At 60.5% G+C, this 24,368-nt stretch carries 19 protein-coding genes, 1 tRNA gene and 2 pseudogenes; 17 read left to right on the plus strand and 5 right to left on the minus strand.

All coding sequences use genetic code 11. The features are described from left to right. Nucleotides 1-69 precede the first annotated feature (69 nt). The 8 genes and pseudogenes from ATY79_RS23525 to ATY79_RS23560 all read left to right on the plus strand — a co-directional run bounded on the left by ATY79_RS23525 (nucleotide 70) and on the right by ATY79_RS23560 (nucleotide 10,290). Nucleotides 70-1,296: a hypothetical protein gene (locus ATY79_RS23525; RefSeq protein ID WP_088705043.1), complete on the plus strand. Its 1,227-nt coding sequence runs from the start codon at nucleotides 70-72 to the stop codon at nucleotides 1,294-1,296. 338 nt (nucleotides 1,297-1,634) lie between these two features. Beyond that, the gene (locus ATY79_RS23530; protein WP_088705044.1) at nucleotides 1,635-2,699 is read left to right on the plus strand and encodes a hypothetical protein; all 1,065 of its coding nucleotides are present in this window, start codon (nucleotides 1,635-1,637) and stop codon (nucleotides 2,697-2,699) included. Nucleotides 2,700-2,815: 116 nt separating this feature from the next. Further along, nucleotides 2,816-3,358 (plus strand): hypothetical protein, encoded by a 543-nt coding sequence (locus tag ATY79_RS23535; RefSeq protein ID WP_088705045.1) that lies wholly within the window; start codon nucleotides 2,816-2,818, stop codon nucleotides 3,356-3,358. Beyond that, nucleotides 3,351-5,330: an ATP-binding protein gene (locus ATY79_RS23540; RefSeq protein ID WP_088705046.1), complete on the plus strand. Its 1,980-nt coding sequence runs from the start codon at nucleotides 3,351-3,353 to the stop codon at nucleotides 5,328-5,330. The genes ATY79_RS23535 and ATY79_RS23540 overlap by 8 nt, the downstream gene beginning before the upstream one ends. Next, nucleotides 5,327-6,103 carry an ATP-dependent Zn protease gene (locus ATY79_RS23545; protein WP_088705047.1) on the plus strand — a complete coding sequence of 259 codons (777 nt, stop codon included), beginning with the start codon at nucleotides 5,327-5,329 and terminating at the stop codon, nucleotides 6,101-6,103. The genes ATY79_RS23540 and ATY79_RS23545 overlap by 4 nt, the downstream gene beginning before the upstream one ends. Before the next feature lie 42 nt (nucleotides 6,104-6,145). After that, nucleotides 6,146-7,084, plus strand: coding sequence for a DUF429 domain-containing protein (locus tag ATY79_RS23550; protein WP_088705048.1), 939 nt, complete (start codon nucleotides 6,146-6,148; stop codon nucleotides 7,082-7,084). A 319-nt stretch (nucleotides 7,085-7,403) separates the two neighbouring features. After that, nucleotides 7,404-7,718, plus strand: a complete 315-nt coding sequence (locus ATY79_RS23555) for a hypothetical protein (RefSeq protein ID WP_088705049.1) — start codon at nucleotides 7,404-7,406, stop codon at nucleotides 7,716-7,718. A gap of 234 nt (nucleotides 7,719-7,952) precedes the next feature. After that, a pseudogene (locus ATY79_RS23560) lies at nucleotides 7,953-10,290 on the plus strand (hypothetical protein). Nucleotides 10,291-10,332: 42 nt separating this feature from the next. Here the strand turns inward: ATY79_RS23560 and ATY79_RS23565 are convergent. Together ATY79_RS23565 and ATY79_RS23570 are read right to left on the minus strand one after the other, a co-directional pair. Next, on the minus strand, nucleotides 10,333-12,423 hold the full coding sequence (locus ATY79_RS23565; RefSeq protein ID WP_088705050.1) for a DUF6538 domain-containing protein: 2,091 nt from the start codon (nucleotides 12,421-12,423) through the stop codon (nucleotides 10,333-10,335). A 157-nt stretch (nucleotides 12,424-12,580) separates the two neighbouring features. Beyond that, nucleotides 12,581-12,654: transfer RNA gene (locus ATY79_RS23570), tRNA-Gln, on the minus strand. 253 nt (nucleotides 12,655-12,907) lie between these two features. On the opposite strand from ATY79_RS23570, the gene ATY79_RS23575 reads away from it, so the two are divergent. The 3 genes from ATY79_RS23575 to ATY79_RS23585 are packed head-to-tail and all read left to right on the plus strand — an operon-like array spanning nucleotide 12,908 to nucleotide 15,613. Beyond that, nucleotides 12,908-14,443, plus strand: a complete 1,536-nt coding sequence (locus tag ATY79_RS23575; protein WP_088694668.1) for a Ppx/GppA phosphatase family protein — start codon at nucleotides 12,908-12,910, stop codon at nucleotides 14,441-14,443. Nucleotides 14,444-14,452: 9 nt separating this feature from the next. Further along, nucleotides 14,453-15,172 carry an RlmE family RNA methyltransferase gene (locus ATY79_RS23580; protein WP_088694667.1) on the plus strand — a complete coding sequence of 240 codons (720 nt, stop codon included), beginning with the start codon at nucleotides 14,453-14,455 and terminating at the stop codon, nucleotides 15,170-15,172. A 57-nt stretch (nucleotides 15,173-15,229) separates the two neighbouring features. Then, nucleotides 15,230-15,613, plus strand: a complete 384-nt coding sequence (locus ATY79_RS23585; RefSeq protein ID WP_088694715.1) for a VOC family protein — start codon at nucleotides 15,230-15,232, stop codon at nucleotides 15,611-15,613. A gap of 3 nt (nucleotides 15,614-15,616) precedes the next feature. Here ATY79_RS23585 and ATY79_RS23590 read toward each other — a convergent pair whose 3' ends face one another. Beyond that, the gene (locus ATY79_RS23590) at nucleotides 15,617-17,041 is read right to left on the minus strand and encodes an MFS transporter (RefSeq protein ID WP_088705051.1); all 1,425 of its coding nucleotides are present in this window, start codon (nucleotides 17,039-17,041) and stop codon (nucleotides 15,617-15,619) included. 275 nt (nucleotides 17,042-17,316) lie between these two features. Between ATY79_RS23590 and ATY79_RS23595 the strand changes: the two are divergent. The 5 genes and pseudogenes from ATY79_RS23595 to ATY79_RS23615 all read left to right on the plus strand — a co-directional run. Next, nucleotides 17,317-17,508 (plus strand): annotated as a pseudogene (locus ATY79_RS23595) (MBL fold metallo-hydrolase); the annotation flags it as partial. Nucleotides 17,509-17,686: 178 nt separating this feature from the next. After that, nucleotides 17,687-19,171 carry an IMP dehydrogenase gene (gene guaB / locus ATY79_RS23600; protein WP_088694665.1) on the plus strand — a complete coding sequence of 495 codons (1,485 nt, stop codon included), beginning with the start codon at nucleotides 17,687-17,689 and terminating at the stop codon, nucleotides 19,169-19,171. Nucleotides 19,172-19,173: 2 nt separating this feature from the next. Next, a complete protein-coding gene (locus ATY79_RS23605; protein ID WP_088694664.1) occupies nucleotides 19,174-19,734 on the plus strand; it encodes a hypothetical protein in 561 nt (186 codons plus the stop codon). 139 nt (nucleotides 19,735-19,873) lie between these two features. Next, nucleotides 19,874-20,296, plus strand: a complete 423-nt coding sequence (locus ATY79_RS23610; protein ID WP_088694663.1) for an MAPEG family protein — start codon at nucleotides 19,874-19,876, stop codon at nucleotides 20,294-20,296. Between the two features lie 106 nt (nucleotides 20,297-20,402). Next, the gene (locus ATY79_RS23615) at nucleotides 20,403-21,278 is read left to right on the plus strand and encodes a dienelactone hydrolase family protein (protein ID WP_088705052.1); all 876 of its coding nucleotides are present in this window, start codon (nucleotides 20,403-20,405) and stop codon (nucleotides 21,276-21,278) included. Here ATY79_RS23615 and ATY79_RS23620 read toward each other — a convergent pair whose 3' ends face one another. Beyond that, on the minus strand, nucleotides 21,279-22,184 hold the full coding sequence (locus ATY79_RS23620) for a hydrogen peroxide-inducible genes activator (RefSeq protein WP_088694661.1): 906 nt from the start codon (nucleotides 22,182-22,184) through the stop codon (nucleotides 21,279-21,281). A gap of 408 nt (nucleotides 22,185-22,592) precedes the next feature. Between ATY79_RS23620 and ATY79_RS23625 the strand changes: the two genes are divergently transcribed. After that, complete coding sequence (locus tag ATY79_RS23625; protein ID WP_088694660.1) at nucleotides 22,593-23,225, plus strand: TetR family transcriptional regulator; 633 nt, start codon at nucleotides 22,593-22,595, stop codon at nucleotides 23,223-23,225. Between the two features lie 3 nt (nucleotides 23,226-23,228). Here the strand turns inward: ATY79_RS23625 and ATY79_RS23630 are convergent, their stop codons facing one another. Beyond that, complete coding sequence (locus tag ATY79_RS23630) at nucleotides 23,229-24,185, minus strand: LysR substrate-binding domain-containing protein (protein ID WP_088694659.1); 957 nt, start codon at nucleotides 24,183-24,185, stop codon at nucleotides 23,229-23,231. Between the last annotated feature and the right edge of the window lie 183 nt (nucleotides 24,186-24,368).

Below are 24,368 nucleotides of genomic sequence, written 5' to 3' on the forward strand. Positions count from 1 at the left end.
TGTTCTGAGATAATAGAGGGGTAAAGGCGGCTATGCTTTTACAATCATCCCTCTTACATGGAGATAACCATGACCAAGACTGCCAACGCATCCGCTCTCCCGTCCGCCGCCCGCACGTTCTACGAAGCCAACGCTGTCGCAGAAGACATCAAGAGCCAGCTCGAAGAGACGGCCATGTTCCTCATCAGCGTTTCGCGCCGTTCAACCGAAGAGACCTTCAAGCTCGGGGAGCATCTTGAACGCGCAGCCGAGCTGCTCCCGGATGGGACGTTGGAAAAATGGGCCGTGGAGCGCTGCGGTTATACCGCGCGCCACGTCCGGACCCAGCGCGCGGTATTTCGCAACCTGGATGCCTACCGGGATATTCTGGTGGAGCTGGCCGTGGGTCCCACAGTCCTTGGGAAGTTGAGTGCTGCGGAGCCCGAGCAGATCGAGCAGGCTATTGGCTTCGCCGCCCAGAACGGCAAGCTCAGGGTCCAGGACGTCGCAGCGATTATGGCCGGCTCGAAAAACGAGACAGAGGCACGGCCGCAGATCGATCCGTACGATATCGGAGGCCTTGACGGGCTCAAAGCGATCATTGCGATCAAGGTCCGGGATGGCACCAAATCCTTCGTCGGACACCTGGAGGAGATCCGCGCGCACGTCAGTGAGGCGTTGCCGAAGAAGAACATCGTCAAGAAGACCCTCGCCGAAAAGACACATCTGACGGCGCGCCTTGCCCATAAGGAACTGGAAAGTCTGGCGCAGTTCGTCAGGCCCTATCCAACCGCGGCATATGTAATCTCAAATAGTGCCCTGCCGAGCAAGACTGGTTGGGCCGCGGTCAGCGCGCTGCTCTACAAGATGGGCAGCGAAACGACTTGGCCGGACAAAGGCGAGCTTCGGACCTGGTTGGAAACGGAAGTCGTGCCGATTCTGGAATGGGCCACCTCCAAATCAAGCGCCCCGGCCTGGCCAGGTGCGGAAACAAGTGAAGCACCGAGCGCGAGTGTTCCGGTCGAGGTTGGTGCGGACGAGCCAGCTCCTGCGGATGTCAGCGGCAGCCCCGACTCGGTACTCACGCCTATCCCCTCGGTCGAAGAAAGGATGGAGTCTATCGCTGCGGCGTTTGGAGCCACTGCCACGATCGAGGCGCCCAAGTCCAAGCTCACACTGGGGGATGACGTTCCATCCGTCGCTGAAGCACTGGCCAAGCCTGAAAAGCGCCCGACGCGAGCGGAACTCGTCGGCCGGATCAAGTCCGAGTCGGGCATCGTTACGAAATCCGTAACGCCACCAAACGCCGCCGCGTGATCGCTTGACCCAAGACCGGGCGGCCGGAATCCCGGCCTTACCTCCGAACTCGAAGGGGCCGCACGTCGGCCCTTTTCTTTTTTTCAAGCGAGCGCGAGCGGCGACACGCTTCCGGGCAATGCCGATCGAGTGACGCGTTCGCCGGGCCTAATGCTCGTGAGCCCACTGTTAACCTTGTACCGGCTTCGTTCTCTTTTTTGCTCCCGGGTCCTTGAGCCCGGCTCCCGGTCCTGCCAGGTTGGGGGCGTTCGGAAGACCGAACACAAAACGGCCCAAGGCAGCGCGCCAACGCTACCAAGGGCCTGACCCTCAGCCTTTCGCATAAAAGGAATCGGGCTATGACCACGCATACTCTCTCTACCCCTGCCGGGGAAGTTCTTCGTTCGACTGTCGCCGCGGCATCGATGTTCTCCCATCGCTCATTCGGTATCGGTGCCTACAGCATCAGCGAACCGGCCGCGCTGCGCCGCCATCCGCACATCGTTCGCTTCGCCGAAGTCGAAGCCGATGTCGATCTGCTGATCGACCGCGCCATCGCCGCCATCTCCGACGGCGAGCCGGTCGAGGACGAAATCCTCGGCCACTACGTTCACGTGGCCTCGCTCGTCCGTGCCGTGTCGTTCCGCGAAGGCAAGCTCCTGGAGCAGGCGGTCGAGCGGCTGGCGAAAGCCAATCCCAACATCGTTGTCCTGACCCAGTCGCTGAAGTTGCCGCTGGTCAAGGCGGCGCTTGAATCCGTCTCCGGAAACGACTGGGAAAGCCTAGATGGTGTAAAGCTCGATTGCGAGGCACCGGCCAAAGGCAGCTATACGCCGGACCTGATCCTCGTAAACCGCGCCCGGCACACTGCCTACATCCTCGACCTGAAGCGGTCGCTCGCTTCTTACGGCGACACCAGCCGCCTCGAGGAACTGAAGCTGAAGATGATGGCGTCGGCGATGGTGCTGCCGGACTGGCTGTACAAGAACCACAAGCGCATGATGGTCGACACGGTCGAGGTTGCCATTGTCGATGGTGCCAGCCGCCCGAGCGACCACGCGACCGGCATCTGGGCTTTGTCCGAGATCGACGACTTGCTGGAAATCGACGGAGTTGCAGCCTGTATGGCCGAACTGCGTCTGCGCTTCGGCCGCCGCGTGCAACAGCTTCTTGAGGCGGAAGCCCGCAAAGCGCTCGGCGTGATGATGGTCGCGTCCGACGCGGACTCTACCTTGACCGTTCCCGGCAAGCCGCTGATTGCGCTGAATGGTTCGTCTCGCGCTTACGAGGAAGAGAAGGCGATGGCCTCGCAGGACGAGGACGATGGTCACTACGATCTCGGCTGCTTCGACGAGGATCAGGACGACGAACCGGAGCCGGTCCGCATCCGGGTTGGCTTTGCCCGCCGTCCGCGCGGGCACTGACGGGCCGCTAGCCCAACGGCACTGATCGCGGCCGCGCCTGAAGCGCGCGGCCGGCTTCTCAAGTCCTTTCCATTCCACGAACGCCGGATGCGATGCGGTCCGGCGAGGAGACACTCATGTCCATCGATACCCACAGCCCGTCTGTGGCCGGCTTCCGTTGCGAAGCGGTCACGACCGATATTATCGCGTTGCCTTGCCTTCACAGCAGGCTCGCGAATATCCCTCCTGTACAATCCGATGACCTGGATCACGGTTCGAGCTACCGCTACGACCCCGCCGTTCTGATCGGGCTGGCACTCGCCTTCGTCCGGCAAGGTCCTCTGCTGGATGGCTTTGTGCCGGAGCCTTTGATGCTTCGGTTGAATGCACTTGCCGACTGCGGCAACGCGGCATGCCGCCTGCTGCTCGACTGGCTGCGGAGCCGCAACCGGGACCTCAATCCGTCCCGGAACGAACACCTGAGCCTGTCGGTCTCGACTGGCTCGTCGGCTGACGCGCATCCGCCACGTCGTTCGCCGGGCGAGCATCCGTTGGCGCTGATTCCGCAGCCCGGTGTCATTGACGGGCGGCGGCGTGGTCGGACGCGTCGGCGCGATCCGGTGCAGAACGCCCAAACGGCAATTATTGCCGCGGAGACGGGAGGCCGGATTGATGGATAAGCTCGCCCGGCTGTTTATCCGCCGCCTCCGTCATCTTGCCCGCCGCGAGGCGCGCCGGATCGCTCTGCGCAACGGTCTGCTGGAAAGCAGGGTCGTCGATGTCGACGGTCATCTTACCTGCCGCTACAGCCCGACGTTCGACACGACACGACTGACCGGCGATCCGATCCGTGACGATACCTGGTTCCGGCGGAATTTTGCGGATTGGCTTGTCCGACCGAAGGAGACCGGCAATCCGACGCCGGGTTCTGGTGGCGAGGGTGTCGTGACCGCCGGGATCGTTCATCCGCCGTTCGCCTCGCAACTTGCGGCCTTCCCTCGGGCGCGTCGCGGCACAATCGCGCAAGACGCAGTGCTAAGTAACGGCATCGATCGGCGTACCTACGCGGTCGGCCTGGTGGATCGGGTGGCGGCCGCGCCGCTGGTCAGTCACATCGTTGCAACCCTGGTTCTGGCGCGTGCGATGCAAAGGAGCGGACGGTCGCTTCGGGAGATCGTTTATACGCTGACCCGTGTTACACCGGTCGTCACTCTGCATGCGCCACTCGATGGTTTCGAGCGGGAAGTGCTGGGGCTCCTTGAAAAATCCCGGCTGGTGCCCGGCGGCCCGTTTGCGATCGTCGATGCGGACCACATGTTCAACGACGATTACTTCGACGTCGTGGAAGGCGAGACACGCAGGCGCCTCATGACCTTCTCGGGCGCCGGCGTGCATCGTGTCACCGGCAATGCCCTGCGCCGGCGGATGCTCAGCGCGCTGTCGCGCGACTTGGCCGTCCTCGCCATCGCGGAGAAACGATCGGACATTCCCTCGCTGCTGCAGATCGCCGCCGACCTGTCGCTGGAAACGGGAAAGCTTGATCGCAAGTTCGTGGCCGATCTGGTCGAGGTGCTCTATCCGGACGAGACAATCGACACGCTTGGCCTGCCGTCGGATTCCGATGCGCGCTGGTTGTCGCTGGAGGATGTGGTTCTTGCCTTCCGTCCAGGGCGGCATATCAGGGACGTGCTGCATGTCCTGGCGACGCTCATTAAGCGCAATCGCGCCGACTTCGAGGAAGAGGAGGACGGTGATGGCGGAAGCAATGACAAGGCATCCGGATCGGCATCGTCGAACACATCCGCCGAGAAGCCCCAAGGCTCGCACGAAAAGCCGAAATCGTCCGACACCGATAGCAACGGCCGCTGGAAGAAGGACAAGCCGTCCGGCGCCGAAGTGATCCGGCCGGAACCTTTGCCGACGGTGGGCGAGATCGGGCACACATCGCCAATGACCGTCGAGACCCTCTCCGGATATGGCAAGGCGAAGGATTGGGCGCTCGATCTCAAGGCAGATCTGGATGACTATCGCGCCAGCATCCTCGCTTGGTCGGAGATGAGCACCAAGCTTTTGCTGTCCGGCCCGCCAGGCACCGGCAAGACCACCTTTGCCCGGGCGCTGTGCAACAGCCTGCAAATCCCCCTGGTCGTCACATCCGTCTCGACCTGGCTGCAGGGCGGACATCTGAACGATGTGATCGACAGGATGGTGAAGACGTTTGTCGAGGCGCGTGCCATGGCGCCGGCGATCCTGTTCATCGACGAGATCGACGGCATCGGCAAAAGGCAGCCGGCCGAGCGGGAATATGCCGACTACTGGAATACCGTCGTAAACAAGGCATTGGAGCTGCTGGATGGCGCAATCAAGAACGAGGGGCTGATCGTCGTCGGCGCCACCAACCGGCCCGACCATATCGACGATGCCATCAAGCGTTCCGGGCGGCTGGAGACCCATATCGAAATCCCCAGGCCCGATGTCCCGACGCTGGCCGAAATCTTGGCCCATCATCTCGGTGACGATGTGATGGCGCTGATCCGGGAGCCAGTACCGGGTATCCCATCAGAGGTCGATGAAGGATTCTCGCTGAAGAGGATCGTTGCCGCCTATCTGGAGGAAGACGCAGAAAGTGAACGGAAAGGAGCCAGCCGATGACCGAGCCGCAGAATGGCAACGCGTCGGAATTGTCGGCAGCCGCGCAAGAAGGTAATTCCGCCGATGCGATCCTGCGGCGTCTCGCCACGCGGGCGATGGGGCTGACGGGTGCTGATATCGAACGCATCGTCCGGGAGGCGCGATTGAAGGCGCGCCGCGGCAAGCGGGCGATCCGCTATGAGGACATCGAAGACGGCATCCGCGGTCATCGCCCGCCCGTGCCTTATAATCTCCGTTGGCGCTTCGCTTTCCACGAGGCAGGGCATGCAGTTGTCCATCATACGCTTGATCTCGGACCTGTTCGCGGCCTCAATATCGACACCGGCGAGGGCGGCTACAATCTCGTCGGCTTCCATATCTGGGCGACCGACACACGCGACTGGTACGAAGACATGCTGACCATGCTGATGGCGGGGCGGGCTGCCGAGCAACTGATGCTCAAGCGTGTCTCGAGCGGCTCTGGTGGCGCCGACGACAGCGATCTGGCGCGGGCCACACGGATGGCGCTCGATATGGAGCGGACGCTCGGCTTCGGAACCGAGCATCCGCTGCTCTATCGCCCGCATCGCGATCCGGGCGCGATTCTGGATCGTGACGTCCAACTGGCGGCTCGTGTCCATGGAAGGCTGGCAGCGGCGCTCGATCGGGCTGCTGTGATCCTCGGGAGGCGCAGGCCGACCTTCAACGCTTTGGCCAAGGCGCTGTTCGATGCCCAGGCAATGGATGAGACGGCGGTGCTGCAAATTCTGACAGACGGTGATCTACCGCCCTAAAGCTGATAGTCATGCGCCCGATGAGCAGAAGCGGGGTGCAGGATGAGCGTCGCGGTTGTCGCCCATTGCGATTGGAGTATGGAGCAGAAAAAGCGCTGGATGGCTGTGGCCATCAAACGCGGCGGACACTGGCGTGTTCAGCCTCCGGAACTCGTCAGTGACACGTCGAGCTTGTTCGAGCGGCTGCAGCGTCGCGCCGTCGATCCGGGCGCGCTTCTGATCGGCTTCGACTTCCCGATCGGCCTGCCGGAGGCCTATGCACGAGCAGCCGGCATCGGTTCCTTCCGGGAGGCACTGACGTCATTTGGTTCCGGGATCTGGTCGGATTGGTACAATGTAGCTGATCATCGCGACCATATCTCGCTGCAGCGCCCATTCTATCCCGCCCGCCCTGGTGGCACGGCGCGTGCCCATCTCTTCGATGCCCTTGGGATTTCTGGTGCGTCATCGCTCCTGCGTGTCTGTGAACGGGCGACCGCCGATCGGCAGGCTGCCTGCATGTTGTTCTGGACGCTTGGCGGCAATCAGGTCGGCAAAGGCGCGATCTCGGGATGGCGGGAAATCATCGTGCCGAGACTGGGCGAGATTGCACTGTGGCCGTTCGATGGAAGCTTGGCCGAGCTCGCCAACAGAAAGCCAGTCATCCTTGCAGAAACTTATCCTGGTGACGTGTACCGTCAGATCGGCATGCCACGGCGTGGCTGGAGCAAGCGGCGTCAGGCAGACCGCACACGGATGGGGGAGAGGATATTGCCTTGGCTTGCAGCGCGGCCGAACCTCGATACCGGTCTGCTTCAGCCGTTCATCGGCGATGGCTTCGGCTCGGACAAGTCAGGCGAGGATCGTTTCGATGCCGTGGTTGGATTGCTGGGGATGCTCGATGTCGTCGATAAGCGGCGCGGTGAAGGCATCCCGGCAATCGATGCCATTCAGAAATGGGAAGGCTGGATCCTCGGACATCATCGCGATAATGTGACGTGACTTGAGATGTGGTGTGGCAAGTTGTCGGCGACTCACATCAAGTCTCCGGCAACCTGAAACAAATTGCGCTCATTTGATTCCGAACACAGGATTTTTGATTCGGGACTCGAATACGACGATTCACAAACGCCGTTCGCGGTCGAACAGGTCGTCTTGACCCGAGATAACGTGCCCGCAACTCGAAACAAATTGCGGTCATTTGATTCATTGTTCTGCGCCGCCGATTCAAGGTCCGAAATTTCCGATTCAGCCGAACAAGGCTTGCGCCGGCAGGCCGGTCCCCTGACCATTGAAGAGGTCGAGGATCGGGAGGAGCATCATGAACTTGAAGGCAGCAAGGCAGCGACAGAAGGCACTTCGCGACGCCAACAGAAGGGCGAAGCGGCCTGACCGAGATGATGTGGCTCGGGTGGCGCTGTTCTGGCTGATTCGGCGGGCGATCGAGAAGGGTCAGCAGATGGAGCTCGAGAAGTTCCAGAACAAGATCGTCTCGATGCTGACGGATCAGGGTTTCGATGAGCGCGAATGCGACGTAGTGTTCGACGATCTGGTCGCCAAGTACCGGATGGGCGGCTCGCCGTTTCGCAGGAAAATCCACCTGATCTATCCCGATGGTCCCGACACGGAGGTCTGAGCGCGTCCGTGTCCACTTGGTCTGTTGTTACCGGATCGGCTTGCTCGACGAGGCCGAGGCCTAACGGCGTTTGCTTCCTTTACGACTTCTCCCCCCATTACTCCCGAAAACGCCGTTTGATTCTGAATCGGATTTCTGATGATGCAGACGGCTCCAATCCTTCGTTAATCCGCTTCGCTTAGCTCGGCCGGCCCCTCGCACAGAGGGTCCGAGTAACGAACATGATGAAGTGAAATGACCAAGCTAACTGCAATCAAAGCCTTCCAACGTAAGATCGACGCCTATTGCGAACTGCGTCTCTCGACCGCCTTTTCCAGCGACGAAGCCGAAGCCCTCAAGGCCTACATGCGGCGACTTATCGAACGAAGGTGCGGACCACCCCGGACGGCAGGTCACACCGAATGGGATGTCGTTGCTCGCATGACCGGGATCGATGCTCGATCGCTTGCTTCGCATCACCGTTTGATCGACCCCGGGTTTGATGCAATCGTTCGTTGGAACAAGGACGGCGGGAAAACAGCCGGAGATGCAGGGGGGCCCTCCCGCAAGCCTCAAGGCACGACAAAGGCAAAAAGGGCCGCCGCCGAGGAGACGAAACCGACAATCAAGTCCGCGCCTTCGAAGACGGCACGTCCTCACCTCGCCTCGGCGGAGCCTAAGCCTGGCGGGAAAGGAGAGTTTCCAGAGCCCTTGTTTCGCGAGTGGGATGACCCTGCCGATTTCGCTGCCGCGCTCCTGCTTCACATGCGTCGCCACGGTGAGACCTACTGGGTTCTCTATCGATCGGTGGTGCGACCTGATGAGCCCATGGACAAGAATACGCTGCTGAGTTGGATCGAAGGCCGACGTGTGCCGCGGAGCACTGATAGCTTCGACGTGCTTGGTCGTATCGAGCGCCGTTACCGCCTCCCGGAAGGCTATTTCAAAGCGAAGCTGCCGCATCAGTCGCGATCGGCATCCGGGTTTAATCTCTCGGGCATCGAGCCTGCTGAGCGACGCAGGATCGCGTGGCATCTACCCGATGACTTCAATTCGCTTCCGTTCGCCAAGCGTGAGGAAATCCTCGATTGGGTCCGTCGCGTCATCATCAGCGGGTCGACGGATTATCGCAAGTTCCAGGCTGCCGCGGCGAAGCAGCGCTATGCCATTCGCTTTCCCGGCGTATCCTACGGTGGACGCGCGCCGCGAGATGGAAAGATCGTAGTCCCGGCGAACTATGAGGAGACTTGGATTGAGGATCCCGACCTCCTGTCCGGCGTCATCGATGCGCCGCCGACGCTTGCCATGGAGATGGCTGATTTGGTCCGCTTCAAGACATCCGCGCTGACCTCGATTGGATTTCAGCGAAACGGTGTCTGGGGTGAGGAAACCGCCTCCCAAAAGATCGAGCATCTCGGTCTGATGTTTGGCGCTCTTGCGGCGTCAAAGGCGGGAGAGATCAAGGGATATGGGGTGCCGCTGCGCCAACTGACCTTCGGACTGCTCATCTTTCCGGGCGTCTGGGACTGGTATCTGCAATGGCGCGAAAGCCGCCGGGGTTTCTACACGGCGTGGGAAGTCGACATGCTGCGGATAGCCTTGGCAATCACTAAGGAAAGCACCGGGTGGCTTCGACAGCATCCGGAACTCTTTTCGCGTGTGCAGCCGATTGCCGGTCTCGTCTCGCAGAACGAAATCGATTATGCCCGTGAGGATTGGCACGGCGCCTGCGAGGATTTTCACAAACATGCCTCTCACCGTGTGAAGGAAATCCAGCGCATCGCCCGGGTCCATCGCGATCCGTTCGAGCCCATCATGCCGGTCCTCGAAGCTGACAGTCCTGTCGGCGAATATCGAAAGATCACCGAGGAGATCATCCGGCTGATGCCTGATGAGGAGCGCTATCCGCGTCCGGCTGCCGAGGCGGTTCGCTCGTTCCTCATGTTGAGGCTGGGATTGCATCTCGGGCTTCGCCAGAAAAATCTTCGGCAGTTGATGCTATGCCCACGCGGACAGATGCCGCGCCCGGAACGCGTGCTCGAAAAGCTCAAGCGCGGTGAACTCCGCTGGAGTGACCGAGATGGTGGCTGGGAGGTGTTTATCCCGGCGGTGGCTTTCAAGAACGCCCATTCGTCGTTCTTTGGAGACAAACCATTTAGGTTGGTGCTGCCCGATCTGCTCGACCTCTACCGCCACATTGATGATTACGTCGAGCGACACCGTTCGGTTCTTCTTAAAGGTGCTGCCGATCCCCGGGACGTTTTTCGTGAAGACGGTCAAGACAACAAGTACCGACGCCGCCTACGACATCACCAGCTTCTATGAGGCATGGCGGCTCACCATCCAGCGCTACGGCATCTACAATCCATACACCGGCCGTGGGGCGATCAAAGGTTTGTTGCCCCATGGCCCTCACAACGTTCGTGATGTGCTGGCGACCCACATCCTGAAGCAGACCGGCTCATACGAGCAGGCGAGCTATGCCATCCAGGATACGGCGGACATGGTGGCAAAGCACTACGGCCGTTTCCTTCCGCAGGACAAGGCGGCATTGGCGGCGCGAATTCTCAATCAGGTTTGGGAAGCAGCCTAGTCACGCAGCATGCCGGGGCGGAAATCATTTCCGCCCCGGGCTTCACTTCTTGCCTTCTCGCGCCCATGGCGGCGGCTGCTTGTTCTCGATCCACGGAAGAAGTTGCAGCGGCTTCGGTTCGATGGTCGAGGTAATGATCGGATAGTGCTTGAGCGCGCTGCGCATCAATGGAAGGCCGGCTGGATTGGTGTATCGTGTGTTCGTTTCACTGCCTTCGCTCAGCCGGCCCGAGATGTCATCAATAACCTCGGGCGACACGCCGGCCTGTTTCAGGGTGTCTGCCATGCCGTGGCGAAGGGCATGAATTGATCGGTTCCACATTTTTTCACCGAGCGCGCCGCGCATGACAGGGATGAAGGTGTCGTAGAAACGATTGCCCGGATCATTCTCCGTCTTGTCCGAGAAGAGATCCGGAAACAGAGCCTCGTATCCAAGCTTCTTGATCGCTTGAAGATAGTCGATGAAACCCAAGCGAACCATTTCACCAGGCATGGGCAGCAGTCGTTCCGATTGTGCGGTCTTCAGCCGCCGAAGGCTGTTCGTGCGAAGGATGATGACATAACCTTCCTCGTCCTTAGCAATGTCGTTGACTGTCAGTCCGGCGAACTCTTTGCGTCTGGGTCCGAGATAGGTGAACAGGATCGGCAGGTAGTAGAGCGAATCGTGGAACACATGCTTGCCCGGCTCCCGCCGTTGTCCACGCAGATGGCCTCGTGAACCTCGATAGAGAGGGCTGGCGAAAATTGGGGCAATATCCTGCGGCGTTGGCTTGTACTGTTGGCGGCGGATTTCGCCAGCTTTGGGCTTTCTGGGGCGCAGACCTTCGAACGTCCAGTTTTCGATTTCGAATCCGTGGCCCTTCAGATGCTTCAGGAAGTGCTGCAGGTTTCCGAAATGTTTGCGAATGGTTCCCGCCGCCAGACCAACCTTCGCCTTGGTTCCCGCCCCGTCAGCCGCCTTGCGCAGTTTCTCGCCTTCCGCTCGAAGTTCCGGCGCTGACATGACGCGCATCTTGCTGCTTCGGCCCCAGTCGGTCGGAATGTCGTTGAAGTGCTGACGCAGCAGGCCGATGTGATACTGCTCGATCTCTCCGGAATGCTCCACACCGTGTTCCATGAGCACCGATTTGAACATCCGAACCAGCGCCATCGCATCTCGACCCGTTTCCGTTGTCCATTCTTCGCCCATATTCGCGATGAGTTTGTCGCATGCTTGCTCGAAATCTGCGACGGCTACGACCCTCTGGCTTGCGCCTTGAGTTTCAGCCGCTACCGTCTTGGCGTTCGGCGCCACGCGCGGTGAGAGGTCGAGGTAGGCGATTTCCTCTGGCTGCGGGATACCGGTTGCAGTCGGTGCCGGCTTGCTCTCCTTGGCCAGCATCAACGAGGAAGCGGCAACAGGTTCGACCTGGACGGGCTTCTCCTCGACCACGGACTTCTTCGCTCTGCCGCCCCCTGTGAATTCGCTTAAGCTGCGGTCGACGAGGTCGTGGCGTTCGTCGATATCCAATAGGGCCGCAGCGCGGCCTTCGAACATTTTCGACATGGCGCGTTCGCGATTGAGCGCCGTGTCCTCAATCTCGAAGTGGTAGATCAGTCGTCTGATACCATCCTCAAATCCAGGGCTACGAGCCGTGCTTAGCTCGCCTCGATAGTTTGCCCGGATGGCATCGACATGCGAGGCGGGGACGCCGTTCTTCAGCAGATAGGTGAGACCAGGACAGTCGCCTTCGAGGCTGAGCTCCGAACGGGTCCCGAACTTTGCCAGGACTTGGCAGGCCCAGCCAACTTCGAGATCGAGCTCCATCTCGACGACATCGCCACCGCGGCCGTTGCGCTTGGCCATCGTGCTGATGTCATCGAGCCTCTCGATTTCCTCATCCCGCACGTGCTCGAACAGGATCTGGAGCTGCTTCTTGGTAGACATCGCTTCCTTCGAATTCATCTTCAGTTCGGCCAGTCGCATATTGAGCTTCCGGCCGATGATCTGAGCCTTTCTATGGTCGGAACAATGAAGGCTGAGTGAAAGGCGACTGCCTGGACGGCAATGGACGAAGACGGCCGGAACGCGCGCCCGCCAATAGAAGATGTTTCCGCGACGGACCAGATTCTCGACCTCGTGGCGCACGGCCATGACGAATACCCTGTCTTCGCCCGAAGGGTCGGCTGCGGCGCACTAGCGCTTGGGCATCACCTGTGGGCTACAGTTCTGGGCATCAGGTCGCCAATGATGCCAAAACGATATCCGGCACGACTGGAAAATCAAGGAATTAAGGGCTTTTAGGGAGAATTGGCTGGGGAACCTGGATTCGAACCAAGATCGACGGAGTCAGAGTCCGCTGTTCTACCATTGAACTATTCCCCAGCAGGTGCGGCGCGCGAAGCGGCTCCGCTGGTGTGCGGCGCTTATAAACAAAAGCTGGCGGATTGCAAATACCTGTTTCGAAAAAAATCACGTGGCTTTGAGAAGGTCTTTGATGCCCCCGAAAATGCCGGTTTCTCTAGCGCCAAAAAGAATTTGGCGTTTTCGCCATGCGCTGGTATCTTCGCGGCAACGCAAAATCGAATGAGCGCCTGCTGCATACCTTTGGACTTGCGCGGCGCGATGGAAAAAGAACGTGGAAGACCCCGAAAGCGGCCAGAGGTCGCAAGGTAACGGGGCGTTGGCGGCAGGGCGCAAGGACGGCAAGAAGTCCAGGCGCCGCAAGGGCAAGCGTGGCGGGCAATCCCGCAATGCGAACCAGTCCGCTCAGCATGTCCTCTCCGGCGATACCGGAGAGGCGGCACGCCCAATTGAAGCCGGCAGCGCGGCGCGCAAGCGAAAGCGTCGTCGTCGTGGCGCCGGGGCCTCTGATGAGGCCGGGCAACCGCATCGGACAAGCAACGAAATCTCCGCAGTCGCAGGGCAGGGCGTTCGCAGCGACAGCGAATCGGTGCCGAGCCGTCGCAATCGCCGCAAGCATCGTGGCAAGCGCGGCTTGCAGGGGCGTCCGCTGGTGCACGAAAAGCCGGTAGGCCATCCCGCCCAGCCGCAGCCAGCGCCCGCTGGACGGAACGGGGCTGCCGAATCGCGACCCGGTCACAACGACAATCGTGCAGCACGCCAGTCCGACGGCGGGCAGCGGAGCCATAATGAGCACCCGTGGCCGGATGAGCTTTATGCCGCTCTCGATCTCGGCACCAACAATTGCCGTCTGCTGATTGCGCAGCCGACGCGACCGGGTCAGTTTCGTGTCGTCGATGCCTTCTCGCGGATCGTGCGGCTTGGCGAAGGGCTTGCGGCGAGCGGCCGCCTCTCCGACGACGCCATGGACCGTGCCGTCGATGCACTGCGCGTCTGCGCCTCCAAACTAAAGAACCGTGAGATTCGCCGCATGCGGCTGATCGCGACCGAGGCCTGCCGACAGGCGAGCAATGGGGCGCAGTTCCTCGAGCGCGTTGTTGTCGAGACCGGCCTCGAGCTCGAGATCATCGATCGGGAAACCGAAGCGCGGCTTGCTGTTTCCGGCTGCTCGTCCCTTGTCGGGCGGGAGACGCGCTCCGTCGTCCTTTTCGATATCGGCGGCGGCTCTTCTGAAATCGCGGTCATCCGCATCGGCGACAACCGCTTCAATCGCCTCGCCAATCACATCACCCACTGGACCTCGCTTCCGGTCGGCGTCGTAACGTTGTCGGAGCGCCACGGCGGACGCGATGTTACCCCGGATGTCTTCGAAGGCATGGTGATCGAAGTGCAAGGCATGCTTGCCGCCTTCGATTGCCCCGCGATCGATATCGGTCATGCGGGTGACTTCCATCTCATCGGCACCTCGGGAACAGTGACGACGCTCGCCGGCGTCCATCTCGATCTGCCGCGCTACGACCGACGCAAAGTCGACGGCATCTGGCTTTCAGACGACGAAGTTTCGGCGATGCAGGCGAAGCTGCTGTCGTGGGATTTCGCAAGCCGCGCCGCCAATCCCTGCATTGGGCCGGATCGCGCCGATCTGGTGCTCGCCGGTTGCGCGATTCTTGAAGCGATCCGCCGCCGCTGGCCGAGTCCGCGCATGCGCGTTGCCGATCGCGGCTTGAGGGAAGGCCTGCTGACAGACATGATGGCGGACGATGGTGTCTGGCGGCGCCACCGCCACCGCCGCGGCCAGCGCGGCAAATAGGGGACAAGCATGGCGAAGCCAACGATTGCGGGTAACCGCACCGGCCGCAAACTCGGCCAGCGCGTCAAGAACAAGAAGATGAAGGCGTCGTCGCGGCAATGGCTGCAGCGCCACATCAACGATCCCTACGTGCAGCGCGCCCAGCTCGAGGGCTATCGCGCGCGCGCCGCCTTCAAGCTGCTGGAGATCGACGAGAAGCACAACATCCTGAAGGGCGCTCGCCGCATCATCGATCTTGGCGCTGCACCGGGAAGCTGGTCGCAGATCGCTGCCAAGGTCACCGGGTCGACGGATGAGGATATCCGCGTCGCGGCGATCGATTTTCTGGAGATGGATCAGCTACCGGGCGTGAAGATCCTGCAGCTGGACTTCCTCGATCCTTCAGCGCCGGCGCAGCTGATCGAAGCGGTCGGCGGTACACCGGATCTGGTGATCTCGGATATGGCTGCCCCTACTACCGGCCACCACCGCACCGACCATTTGCGCACCATGCATCTTTGTGAGGTGGCTGCCCACTTTGCTGTTGAAGTGCTGGGCGAAGGCGGACACTTTCTGGCAAAAACCTTCCAGGGCGGCACCGAGCGCGATCTTCTCAACATGCTGAAGCGACACTTCAAGCAGGTCGTCCATGTCAAGCCGGCATCCTCGCGCGCCGAATCCGTGGAAATGTTCCTGCTGGCGAAAGGCTTCAAGGGGCGCCAAGCGGAACCCGACGCCGCGGAAGCTTGATCTTTGGGCTGGTCTTGGGTGATGATCGATCTCCCAAGACTTGGAATGCCCGGCACCATGCTCCTATACGTCACCCTCGGAACCAACGACATCGACCAGGCCAGGCGGTTTTACGATATCGTCCTGCCGCTTCTCGGCTACCGGCGTCAGCGCCATTCAGAGGAGGAAATCGGTTACTCCGCCGACGGGGATACCCGCTGCCGGCTCTGGATCGTCACCCCATTCAATCGCAGGCGCGCGTCGAACGGAAATGGTTCGATGGTCGCGCTTCATGCCGAACGTCGTGCTGATGTGGATGCATTCCATGCCGCCGCAATTGCGGCAGGCGGCATTGATGAAGGCGCGCCGGGATTGCGGCCGTTTCACGCTAATTTTTACGCGGCTTACGTGCGGGATCCGGACGGCAACAAGCTCAGCGCCGTCTGCGAGACCCCGGCATAAGCCTTACTTCACTGCGTGCTGTTCTACCTCGATCGCCGCCGGGGCGATGCGTTTTGCGCGGTGGCCGGAGACGAGCGCGCCGGCGCTCTTGTCCATCCGGATGATGGGGATGGTCGCCACGACCGTCAGGATCGCGATCACGTAGAAGGCGATGTGGAAGTCGGCCACCTGCAGCGCCTCGCCGCGGAAATAGATCGACGTCTCCAGGATCGCGGCGGCAACGGCAACACCGAGAGCCAGGCTGATCTGCTGCATCACCGAACTCATCGACGTTGCCTGGCTCGCCTGCGCGTCGTCAATATCGGCAAACGCCAAGGCATTGACCCCGGTGAAGAAGAACGAGCGGGAAAAACCACCGATCAGCAGCACGGTGATAATAACGAGGTGCGATGTTTTAGGCGTGAAGAAGCCGGTCGTGACAGTTACCAAGGTCGTGACGCCTGCTGCCGAAAGCAAGGTCGTTCGGAAGCCGGCCGCGGCGAACACGCGACGGGCCATGAACTTGGTGGTGATGGCGCCGATTGCGCCGGCAAAGGTGATAAGGCCGGATTGGAAAGGCGTCAGACCGAAGCCGAGCTGCAGCATCAGCGGCGTCAGGAAGGGCATGGCACCGATGCAGATGCGAAACAGCGTGCCGCCGGTTGTCGATGCGCGGAAGGTCGGGTTTCGGAAGAGGTTCAGGTTGAGGATCGGTGCCGGATGCCGTTTTGTGTGGCGTACGTAGAGAAAGCCGCAGACAAGGCCGATTGCTGTCGCCGTGATGCCGATAATGGGCGGAAGCGCCGGTAGGCTGACGACGGAGAGGCCGAAGACCACCCCAGCTGCCGCAAACGACGTGAGCAGGAAGCCGATGACATCCAGCCTCGGCGGCGCCGTCGCCTCCACCTCAGGCAGGAAGATCGTTGCGAGCCAGACACCGATGATGCCGACCGGCACATTGATCAGGAAGATCCAGTGCCAGGTGAAATAGGTGGTGATGAAGCCACCGAGCGGCGGTCCGGCAAGTGGTCCGACGAGTGCCGGAATGGTCAACAGCGCCATGGCCGAGACAAGCTCGCTTCGCTTCGTCGTTCTCAGAAGCACAAGACGACCCACCGGGGTCATCATCGCGCCGCCCATGCCCTGCAGGAAGCGGGCGAAAACGAATTCGATCAGGCCCGAAGAGATCGCGCAGAAGATTGAGCCGACGACAAAGACGCAGATGGCAAGGCGGAAAATGCGCTTGGCGCCGAACCGGTCCGCCATCCATCCGCTGATCGGGATGAAGACCGCGAGCGACACCATATAGGAGGTCAGCGCCAGCTTCAGCGTGATTGGCCCGACATGGAGATCGTTGGCGATGGCGGGCAGGGCGGTCGATATGACGGTGGAGTCCATCTGCTCCATGAAAAGAGCGACGGCGAGGATCAGCGGAACGATGCGATTCATACACGAATGCCTTGAAGGTCTTGCGAAGGCGGCTCGGGAAAGCCAGTGCTCTGTAGTCCTCGCGAAAGGCTCTGCCAACCCTTCTTTCAGCTTCTGAGGCACGTTTGCATCACGTCTGCGTGAGACCGCTTGTTCAGTAATTTCAATGGTCAAGATTGGCATATGTTTGCTTCGGCCGGGCGCAAGAAACGCAGCGGTCGGCTGGTCATTTGGGGGTGTGCCGCAAGGAAGTCGCACGTTATTGGAAGAATTGGATATGGCGGTACCGTCGGAAGCCCGACTGGGAGGTTCGGTTTGACATGGACAAGGCGCAGGCGGCGGCAACGCGCCGCAAGGTGTTCGGCATGATCGCGGCCGACAAGATTGCCTTCCTCGGTTACCATATGCCGTTCGCGGCCGTTGGCTTTGTCGAGACATATGGGGACGGCTATCGCTTCGTTCCGAAGACCTATCAGTTCGACCTGTGAGGTCGCTGCATGGCAGCCATACCAAGCCCGGCGGACATGTCGGGCTTTTTGCTATTCCCTTCCTGTCATAGACGTGTTACCAGCCCTCGCCAACTTCCAAAGCAACCCTTGCACACCGCCGGTGCGGACGATTCGTTCCGGGAGGCGTTGCATTTTTCGTAATTGAAGGAAATTGGCCATGGCTCGCATCATAGAAACGCCAACCGGTTTGGACGCACTCACCTTTGATGACGTGCTTCTGCAGCCCGGTCATTCCGAGGTTCTGCCCGGTCAGACGAGCGTTGCAACACGCATCGCCACTGATTTCGAGTTGAACATCCCGATCATCTCTTCGGCCATGGACACCGTCACGGAAAGCCGCCTAGCTATCGCGATGGCGCAGGCCGGCGGGCTTGGCGTCATCCACAAGAACCTGACGCTGGCCGAGCAGGCCGAGCAAGTCCGCCAGGTCAAGAAGTTTGAAAGCGGCATGGTCGTCAATCCGGTGACGATCGGCCCCGACGCGACGCTCGCCGATGCGCTCGGTCTCATGAAGACCTACAGCATCTCGGGTATTCCTGTTGTCGAAAAATCCGGTCGTCTCGTTGGTATCCTGACCAACCGCGACGTCCGTTTCGCGTCGGATCCGAAGCAGAAGATCTATGAGCTGATGACGCGCGAGAACCTCGTCACCGTCAAGGAAAACGTCGACCAGCAGGAAGCCAAGCGCCTGCTTCATGCGCACCGCATCGAGAAGCTGCTCGTAATCGACGGTGAAGGTCGTTGCGTCGGTCTCATCACCGTCAAGGATATTGAAAAGTCGCAGCTGAACCCGAATGCCTCCAAGGATGCGCAGGGTCGCCTGCGCGCCGCTGCCGCCGTCGGCGTCGGCGACGATGGTTTCGAGCGCGCCGAACGCCTGATCGAAGCTGGTGTCGATCTTCTCGTCGTCGATACTGCGCACGGCCATTCGCAAGGCGTTCTGAATGCCGTGGCACGCGTGAAGAAGCTCTCCAACTCGGTGCGCGTCATGGCCGGCAACGTGGCAACATCGGAAGGCACGAGGGCGTTGATCGATGCTGGCGCGGACGCCGTCAAGGTCGGTATCGGTCCCGGCTCAATCTGCACGACGCGTATCGTCGCCGGTGTTGGCGTTCCTCAGTTGGCGGCCATCATGTCGGCCGTCGAGGCTGCGCAGGCGAAGGATATCCCCGTCATCGCGGACGGCGGCATCAAGTTCTCGGGTGACGTAGCTAAGGCGATCGCATCGGGTGCCTCGGCTGTCATGATCGGTTCGCTGCTCGCTGGCACTGATGAAAGCCCGGGCGAAGTCTATCTCTACCAGGGCCGCTCCTTCAAAGCCTATCGCGGCATGGGCTCCGTCGGCGCCATGGCGCGCGGCTCTGCAGACCGCTACTTCCAGGCGGAAGTGCGCGACACGCTGAAGCTCGTGCCTGAGGGCATCGAAGGCCAGGTTCCCTACAAAGGCCCGGTCTCCGGCGTCCTCCACCAGCTTGCCGGTGGTCTCAAGGCAGCCATGGGTTATGTCGGCGGCAAGGATATCAAGGAGTTCCAGGAGCGCGCGACCTTCGTCCGCATCTCTGGCGCTGGCCTTCGCGAAAGCCATCCGCACGATGTGACGATCACCCGCGAGAGCCCCAACTATCCGAGCGCCGGCGGCTGAAAATGAAAGCGGGCAGCCGTATTCCACTCTGGATTATCGCGCTGCTCGCGGCCATCTGCCTTGGCGTGCTTGCGTGGACGACATTCGGCTTTGTCGTCCCCTTCAAGCATGAGACTGGGCAGGCGGTCCTCGATGTTTATTTCGCCGGTTACGACCAATTGACCGTCGGCCGGATGCAGCAACTCCTCGGCCAGAACGAGATCGCCAACAATTTGCTGCGGGCCATGTACGTTGGTCCCGAGCTGATTTTTCCAGCACTCCTGACGGCGCTCTTGCTGCTGGTATTGATGAGGTTGCGGCCAGGCGGATCCTATTTCGCGCGTCCGATCAGTCCCGTTCTCGTCAAGCTCGTCTATGTTCTTCCCTTCATTTATGGCCTTGCCGACTACGGCGAGAATGTCGCCAGCCTGATTGCCTTCGGAGATAGCGCCTGGACGGATCCGGCCGCTCAACTATTGCCGTGGATGACACGGCTGAAGTTCGCGAGTCTGGCCATTTGTCTGATCGTCATTGCCCGTTTCGCCCTTGTGCGCGTGATGCATCGCGATGACAGCGAACAGTGATCTCACCACGGCCGAGGGCACCATTACCCAAGTTCTGAGAAAGTGGTACCCATCTCCGAACCGCGCCGGGCATTTGCGGCGCTGATGCTTTTCCTCTACAGCACGGAAATCAAACGGAAGGCAGCAAGGAAGAGACAGAATGACCGGCTACGAAATGTTCTGGCCCGTAATCGCGCACGTAGCCCTAGTCTATAGTCTCTACATGCTTCTCGGTTACCGCCGCCGACAGCTGGTTCAGGCCGGAAAGGTCCAGCGCTCGAACTACCGGGAAAATCGCGATGAGCCGCCGGAGGGCCTGGTGGTCAAGCATTGCCTGGCCAATCAGTTCGAGCTTCCCGTGCTTTTCTACGCCTGCTGCGTCCTTCTTTACATCACGGAAGCAGACAACCTCGTGGCTGTCGTTCTTGCGTGGATCTTCGTCGCACTGCGCTATCTGCATGCCTTCATCCATGTAACCAGCAACAACCTCCGATATCGAAGCCCGCTTTTTGGTGCTGGCTACGTGGTGCTCGGTGGCATGTGGCTGTGGGTCGCCGTCTGGATGATTTTTCCCAACGGCTGATCGGCCTATCAACCTGAAGTAACGCAGTTTTGTTCCCTCGTTACTGGCCACTGACCTATCTTCCCCGGCAGGCGAAAGCCGACAGGTAGGGAACAGGAGGCCTCAAATGAACAAGCCGGAAATCACGCAGGCGATGATCAACGCCTATGACGAATACACGCATCTGACACTCGACCGCCGCAGCTTCATGGACAAGCTGACGAAACTGGCCGGTTCCGCCGGTGCAGCAGCAGTTATTGCGCCGATGCTCGCCGCCAACAAGGCGAGCGCGGAAATGATCGCCGCCGATGACAAACGGCTGGTCGCAAAGGACGTGACCTATCCCGGCGGAGCCGGTGAGATGAAGGGTTACCTGGTAGAGCCGAAGGACGCTTCGGGAAAACTCGGCGCCGTGATTATCATTCACGAGAACCGCGGTCTCAACCCGCACATCCGGGATGTCGCGCGCCGCATGGCGCTTGAAGGGTTCATCGCGCTGGCGCCTGATTTCCTTTCGCCGAATGGCGGCACGCCGGAGAATGAAGACAAGGCCCGTGATATGTTCAGCATGCTGGATCGCGCCGCCACGGTAGCGAACGCCGAGGCAACGCTCACCTACCTGACTAAGCTCGACAACTCCAATGGCAAGGTCGGTGTGATCGGATTTTGCTGGGGTGGTGGGCTGGTGAACGACTTCGCGACCAAGTCGCCGGAGCTAAAGGCCGGCGTCGCCTATTACGGCGCCCAGCCACAGGCCGCCGATGTGCCGAATATCAAGGCGGCCCTGATGCTGCATTATGCGGGTCTCGACGATCGCATCAATGCCGGCATCGACGCCTACAAAAAGGCGCTGCAGGAGAACGGAAAGGACTTCCAGATCTTCGTCTATGACGGCGTCAATCACGCCTTCAACAACGATACGTCGTCGGCCCGCTACGATAAGAAGGCCGCTGATCTTGCCTGGAGCAGGACCATTGAATTCCTGAAGAAGAACCTCTCCTGATCAGGCTGCCAGTTCACGCGGGGCTGGGGCGACAGCAATGATCGCTTCTGCCAGCGCCTCCATCTCCTTGCCGCGATGATTGCTACGCCGCCAGGCGAGACCGATCTCGCGCGACGGCTGCGGATCGGCAAACGGGAGTATGCGGATCGAGTTGCGGCTGGTCTCGGTCGGAATGGCGATCTCGGGAATGAGTGTCATCCCCATATCGTGCGACACCATCTGCAGCAGGGTTGCCATCGACGTCGCACCGAAGTTGACGAGGCTGCGCTTGCCGGCGCTGCAGACGGCAAGCGCCTGATCGCGGAGACAATGTCCCTCCTCGAGCAGCAGGAGCCGATCGACATTCACCTCATGCTCGGTCAGCGGTGATGTCAGTACGGCCTCTCCATTGTCTGCCACCGCCATGAAGAAGCGGTCGGTGAAGAGCGGCCGCGTCTGGATACCTTCGATGTCCAGCGGCAACGCCGCGATCACGGCGTCGAGTTTCCCCGTCAAAAGATCCGCCATCAATCGATCGGTCACGGCCTCCCGCAACTCCACCTCAACACTAGGGTAGGTTTTGCGCAGATGCGGAACGAACTGCGGAACGAGGTAGGGGGCAACCGTCGGGATAATTCCGATGCGGATCAGACCCTCGAGCGTACCGCCGCCCTTTCGGGCTGTCTGCTCGAGCAGGTCGACCTGATGCAGGATGGCGCGGACGTAGTGCAGCACCTCCTCGCCCTTCGGCGTCAGAAAGGTGTTCTGCCGTGTGCGCTCGACCAGCTTGGCGCCGAGATACTCTTCCATCTCCATGATTTGGGTCGACAGGGCCGGCTGGCTGATATGGACCATTTCGGCGGCTCTGCCAAAATGGCGCGTCGTCGCCAGCGCATCGAAATAGCGCATCTGTCGTAGTGTCAGCATGATAACTTCTTTCAATCGAATTCCTCAACAAATACGGCTTGAGGTTATTGAAGGTCAATAGTCACAAGGGGACTGCCGCTTTCCGGCACTTGCAGCGAGAACGAGATGCAAGCTCATTGGGCGCTGGCAGGCACATCGCAAGCGCGGTTGAAAAGGCCACGAATCACAGCTCCGTGCAGGGCGATTGAAAGGGATATGAAATGAGTAGTCAGTTGCACCAAGTCGAATAAGTTCCCGGTCGAAAGCCAACCAAATCCGGGTGTATCACCCCGATTTTGCTGTGCTTTTCGGGATCCGTACAATCCGATCTATCTCGTTTACGAGTCGTGAAGACCTGCATGTCATATCGGCGAAAAGGCGCCGGCATGAACCTCCTCCGTCGCTCCACATAGAACAAATGGGAACGACATGAAGGTCGGAAGTTTGGATCGTATTGGCCTCCGCCGGAAGCCAAAGCAGGAACGCAGTATTCAAAGGCTCGACATCATCTTGTCGGCCGCCGCAGCAATCATTGCAGAAAAGGGCGTAAGCGCCATGCGGATGACGGAATTGGCCGTTGCCGCCAAGGTTCCGATTGGCTCCGTTTATCAGTATTTTCCCGAGAAGGCCGCGATCGTCAAGGCGCTTTTCGACCGCCATGCTTCGGCAATTCAGGCGCGAATTGCAGAAGCCTTCGCCTCCGTGCACTCGGTCGATCATGCACTTGACGTGCTCGCCGCGACCATCGACTGGCACTATGACGACTACCGCAGCGATGCTGCCTATCTCGGCATCTGGATGGGCACGGAAACCGACCACGATCTGCTGCGGCTCAACATCGAGCATAGCAAGCGGATTGCTGACATCTTTCAGGATGCCATCCGCCGCGTTGCACCCGAACTGTCCGCGGCCGACATGCAGGCCAGAACCTACTTGTTCAGTCACCTGCTTGGGGCTTCCATCCGCCTTGCGGTCGTCAGCGAGGACTCGCTCGCCAGACGCATTCTCGACGAGTGGAAGCGCGTGATCCGCACGGCTTTCCTCTCGTCGGCTGCTGCGTGACGCCTACCAGCTCGGCAGGACGTTGGCGATCTTGAGGCGGGGTTGGACCCGCCCGTAGGCGTTCTTCACATCAGGCTCCAGATTGTCGTCGACGACAGCGGGCGTGATGTTGTCGAGGCAGGCGGTGATGTGTGCGGTGATCGCGTTCATCAGCGAGATCGACACGCCAGGCCGCTTCATGATGCCGATCTGGACCGGGGGCAGCGCAGGGAAACCGTCCGCCTGGCTCAGCACCTTCATTCCTGTGCGCAGTGCCGATTCCGGCATGACGGACACGGCCATGCCGGCAAGAACCGCGGCCGCGACGACCGTGCACGACCAGCTGGTGAAGAGGATCTGGTGTTCGCGGCCGACCGCGTCGAGCGCCGAGCAGGCGAGTTGGCGCCACTGGCAGTCGCGACGGCCGACGGCCAGTGGTACCGGCGCATCGTCACGGATCGGATGGTTCGCCGAGCCGACCCAGCAGAGCGGTTCCGTTCGCACGACGTCCGACATGCGCTCGCGCGGATTGTGCGTCACCAGCGCGATGTCGAGCTCGCCGCGATTCATGCGCTCCGCGAGACCCACCGAGGGCTCGCAGACAATGTAGAGCTCGACGTTCGGGTGCGTCTTGGCGAAGCGGCCGATGATCTCCGGCATATAGCGGTCGGCGTAGTCATCGGGCGTGCCGATACGCAGCGTGCCCTCGAGACGATTGTCGTCGAAGGCTGCGATCGCCTCGTTGTTGAGGCGAATGATGCGTCGCGCATAGTTCAAGAGCTTCTCGCCTTCGACGGTCAGGCGGTTGCCACGCCCGTCCTTGATGAAAAGCTGCTTGCCGATGCGCTCTTCCAGCCTCCGCATCTGCATGGAAACGGCCGACTGCGTCTTGTAGACCCTATCCGCAGCCTTGGTGAAGCTGCCGGAATCGACGATCGCGATGAAGGTCTGCAACTGATCAATATCAAGAGGCGCGGACATGAGTTCACCTATAACAATCTCTGATGCTAATCATTAGAAACATTCGTTGGACTGATCAATAGGTGTTTGGCATCTTCGGGATGCAAATCAAGCAAAGTGAAGGACAGACACCCTGCCTGTTCGCTCGGATTTCAACCCGATGCCTTCCCGCTCGACCTCGCGGGAGGGGTGGGTTGTTGCGCG

The sequence above is a fragment of the Rhizobium sp. R693 genome (assembly GCF_002211315.1).
In the GTDB taxonomy this organism is placed as follows: domain Bacteria; phylum Pseudomonadota; class Alphaproteobacteria; order Rhizobiales; family Rhizobiaceae; genus Rhizobium.

Coding starts and splice junctions, on each gene's coding strand:
- ATY79_RS23550 (WP_088705048.1), top strand. CDS start 6,146: ATGAGCGTCGCGGTTGTCGCCCATTGCGATTGGAGTATGGAGCAGAAA.
- ATY79_RS23605 (WP_088694664.1), top strand. CDS start 19,174: ATGAAAGCGGGCAGCCGTATTCCACTCTGGATTATCGCGCTGCTCGCG.
- ATY79_RS23535 (WP_088705045.1), top strand. CDS start 2,816: ATGTCCATCGATACCCACAGCCCGTCTGTGGCCGGCTTCCGTTGCGAA.
- ATY79_RS23610 (WP_088694663.1), top strand. CDS start 19,874: ATGACCGGCTACGAAATGTTCTGGCCCGTAATCGCGCACGTAGCCCTA.
- ATY79_RS23585 (WP_088694715.1), top strand. CDS start 15,230: ATGCTCCTATACGTCACCCTCGGAACCAACGACATCGACCAGGCCAGG.
- ATY79_RS23590 (WP_088705051.1), bottom strand. CDS start 17,041: ATGAATCGCATCGTTCCGCTGATCCTCGCCGTCGCTCTTTTCATGGAG.
- ATY79_RS23545 (WP_088705047.1), top strand. CDS start 5,327: ATGACCGAGCCGCAGAATGGCAACGCGTCGGAATTGTCGGCAGCCGCG.
- ATY79_RS23580 (WP_088694667.1), top strand. CDS start 14,453: ATGGCGAAGCCAACGATTGCGGGTAACCGCACCGGCCGCAAACTCGGC.
- ATY79_RS23555 (WP_088705049.1), top strand. CDS start 7,404: ATGAACTTGAAGGCAGCAAGGCAGCGACAGAAGGCACTTCGCGACGCC.
- ATY79_RS23565 (WP_088705050.1), bottom strand. CDS start 12,423: ATGGCCGTGCGCCACGAGGTCGAGAATCTGGTCCGTCGCGGAAACATC.
- ATY79_RS23630 (WP_088694659.1), bottom strand. CDS start 24,185: ATGTCCGCGCCTCTTGATATTGATCAGTTGCAGACCTTCATCGCGATC.
- ATY79_RS23625 (WP_088694660.1), top strand. CDS start 22,593: ATGAAGGTCGGAAGTTTGGATCGTATTGGCCTCCGCCGGAAGCCAAAG.
- ATY79_RS23620 (WP_088694661.1), bottom strand. CDS start 22,184: ATGCTGACACTACGACAGATGCGCTATTTCGATGCGCTGGCGACGACG.
- ATY79_RS23525 (WP_088705043.1), top strand. CDS start 70: ATGACCAAGACTGCCAACGCATCCGCTCTCCCGTCCGCCGCCCGCACG.
- ATY79_RS23615 (WP_088705052.1), top strand. CDS start 20,403: ATGAACAAGCCGGAAATCACGCAGGCGATGATCAACGCCTATGACGAA.
- ATY79_RS23540 (WP_088705046.1), top strand. CDS start 3,351: ATGGATAAGCTCGCCCGGCTGTTTATCCGCCGCCTCCGTCATCTTGCC.
- guaB (WP_088694665.1), top strand. CDS start 17,687: ATGGCTCGCATCATAGAAACGCCAACCGGTTTGGACGCACTCACCTTT.
- ATY79_RS23530 (WP_088705044.1), top strand. CDS start 1,635: ATGACCACGCATACTCTCTCTACCCCTGCCGGGGAAGTTCTTCGTTCG.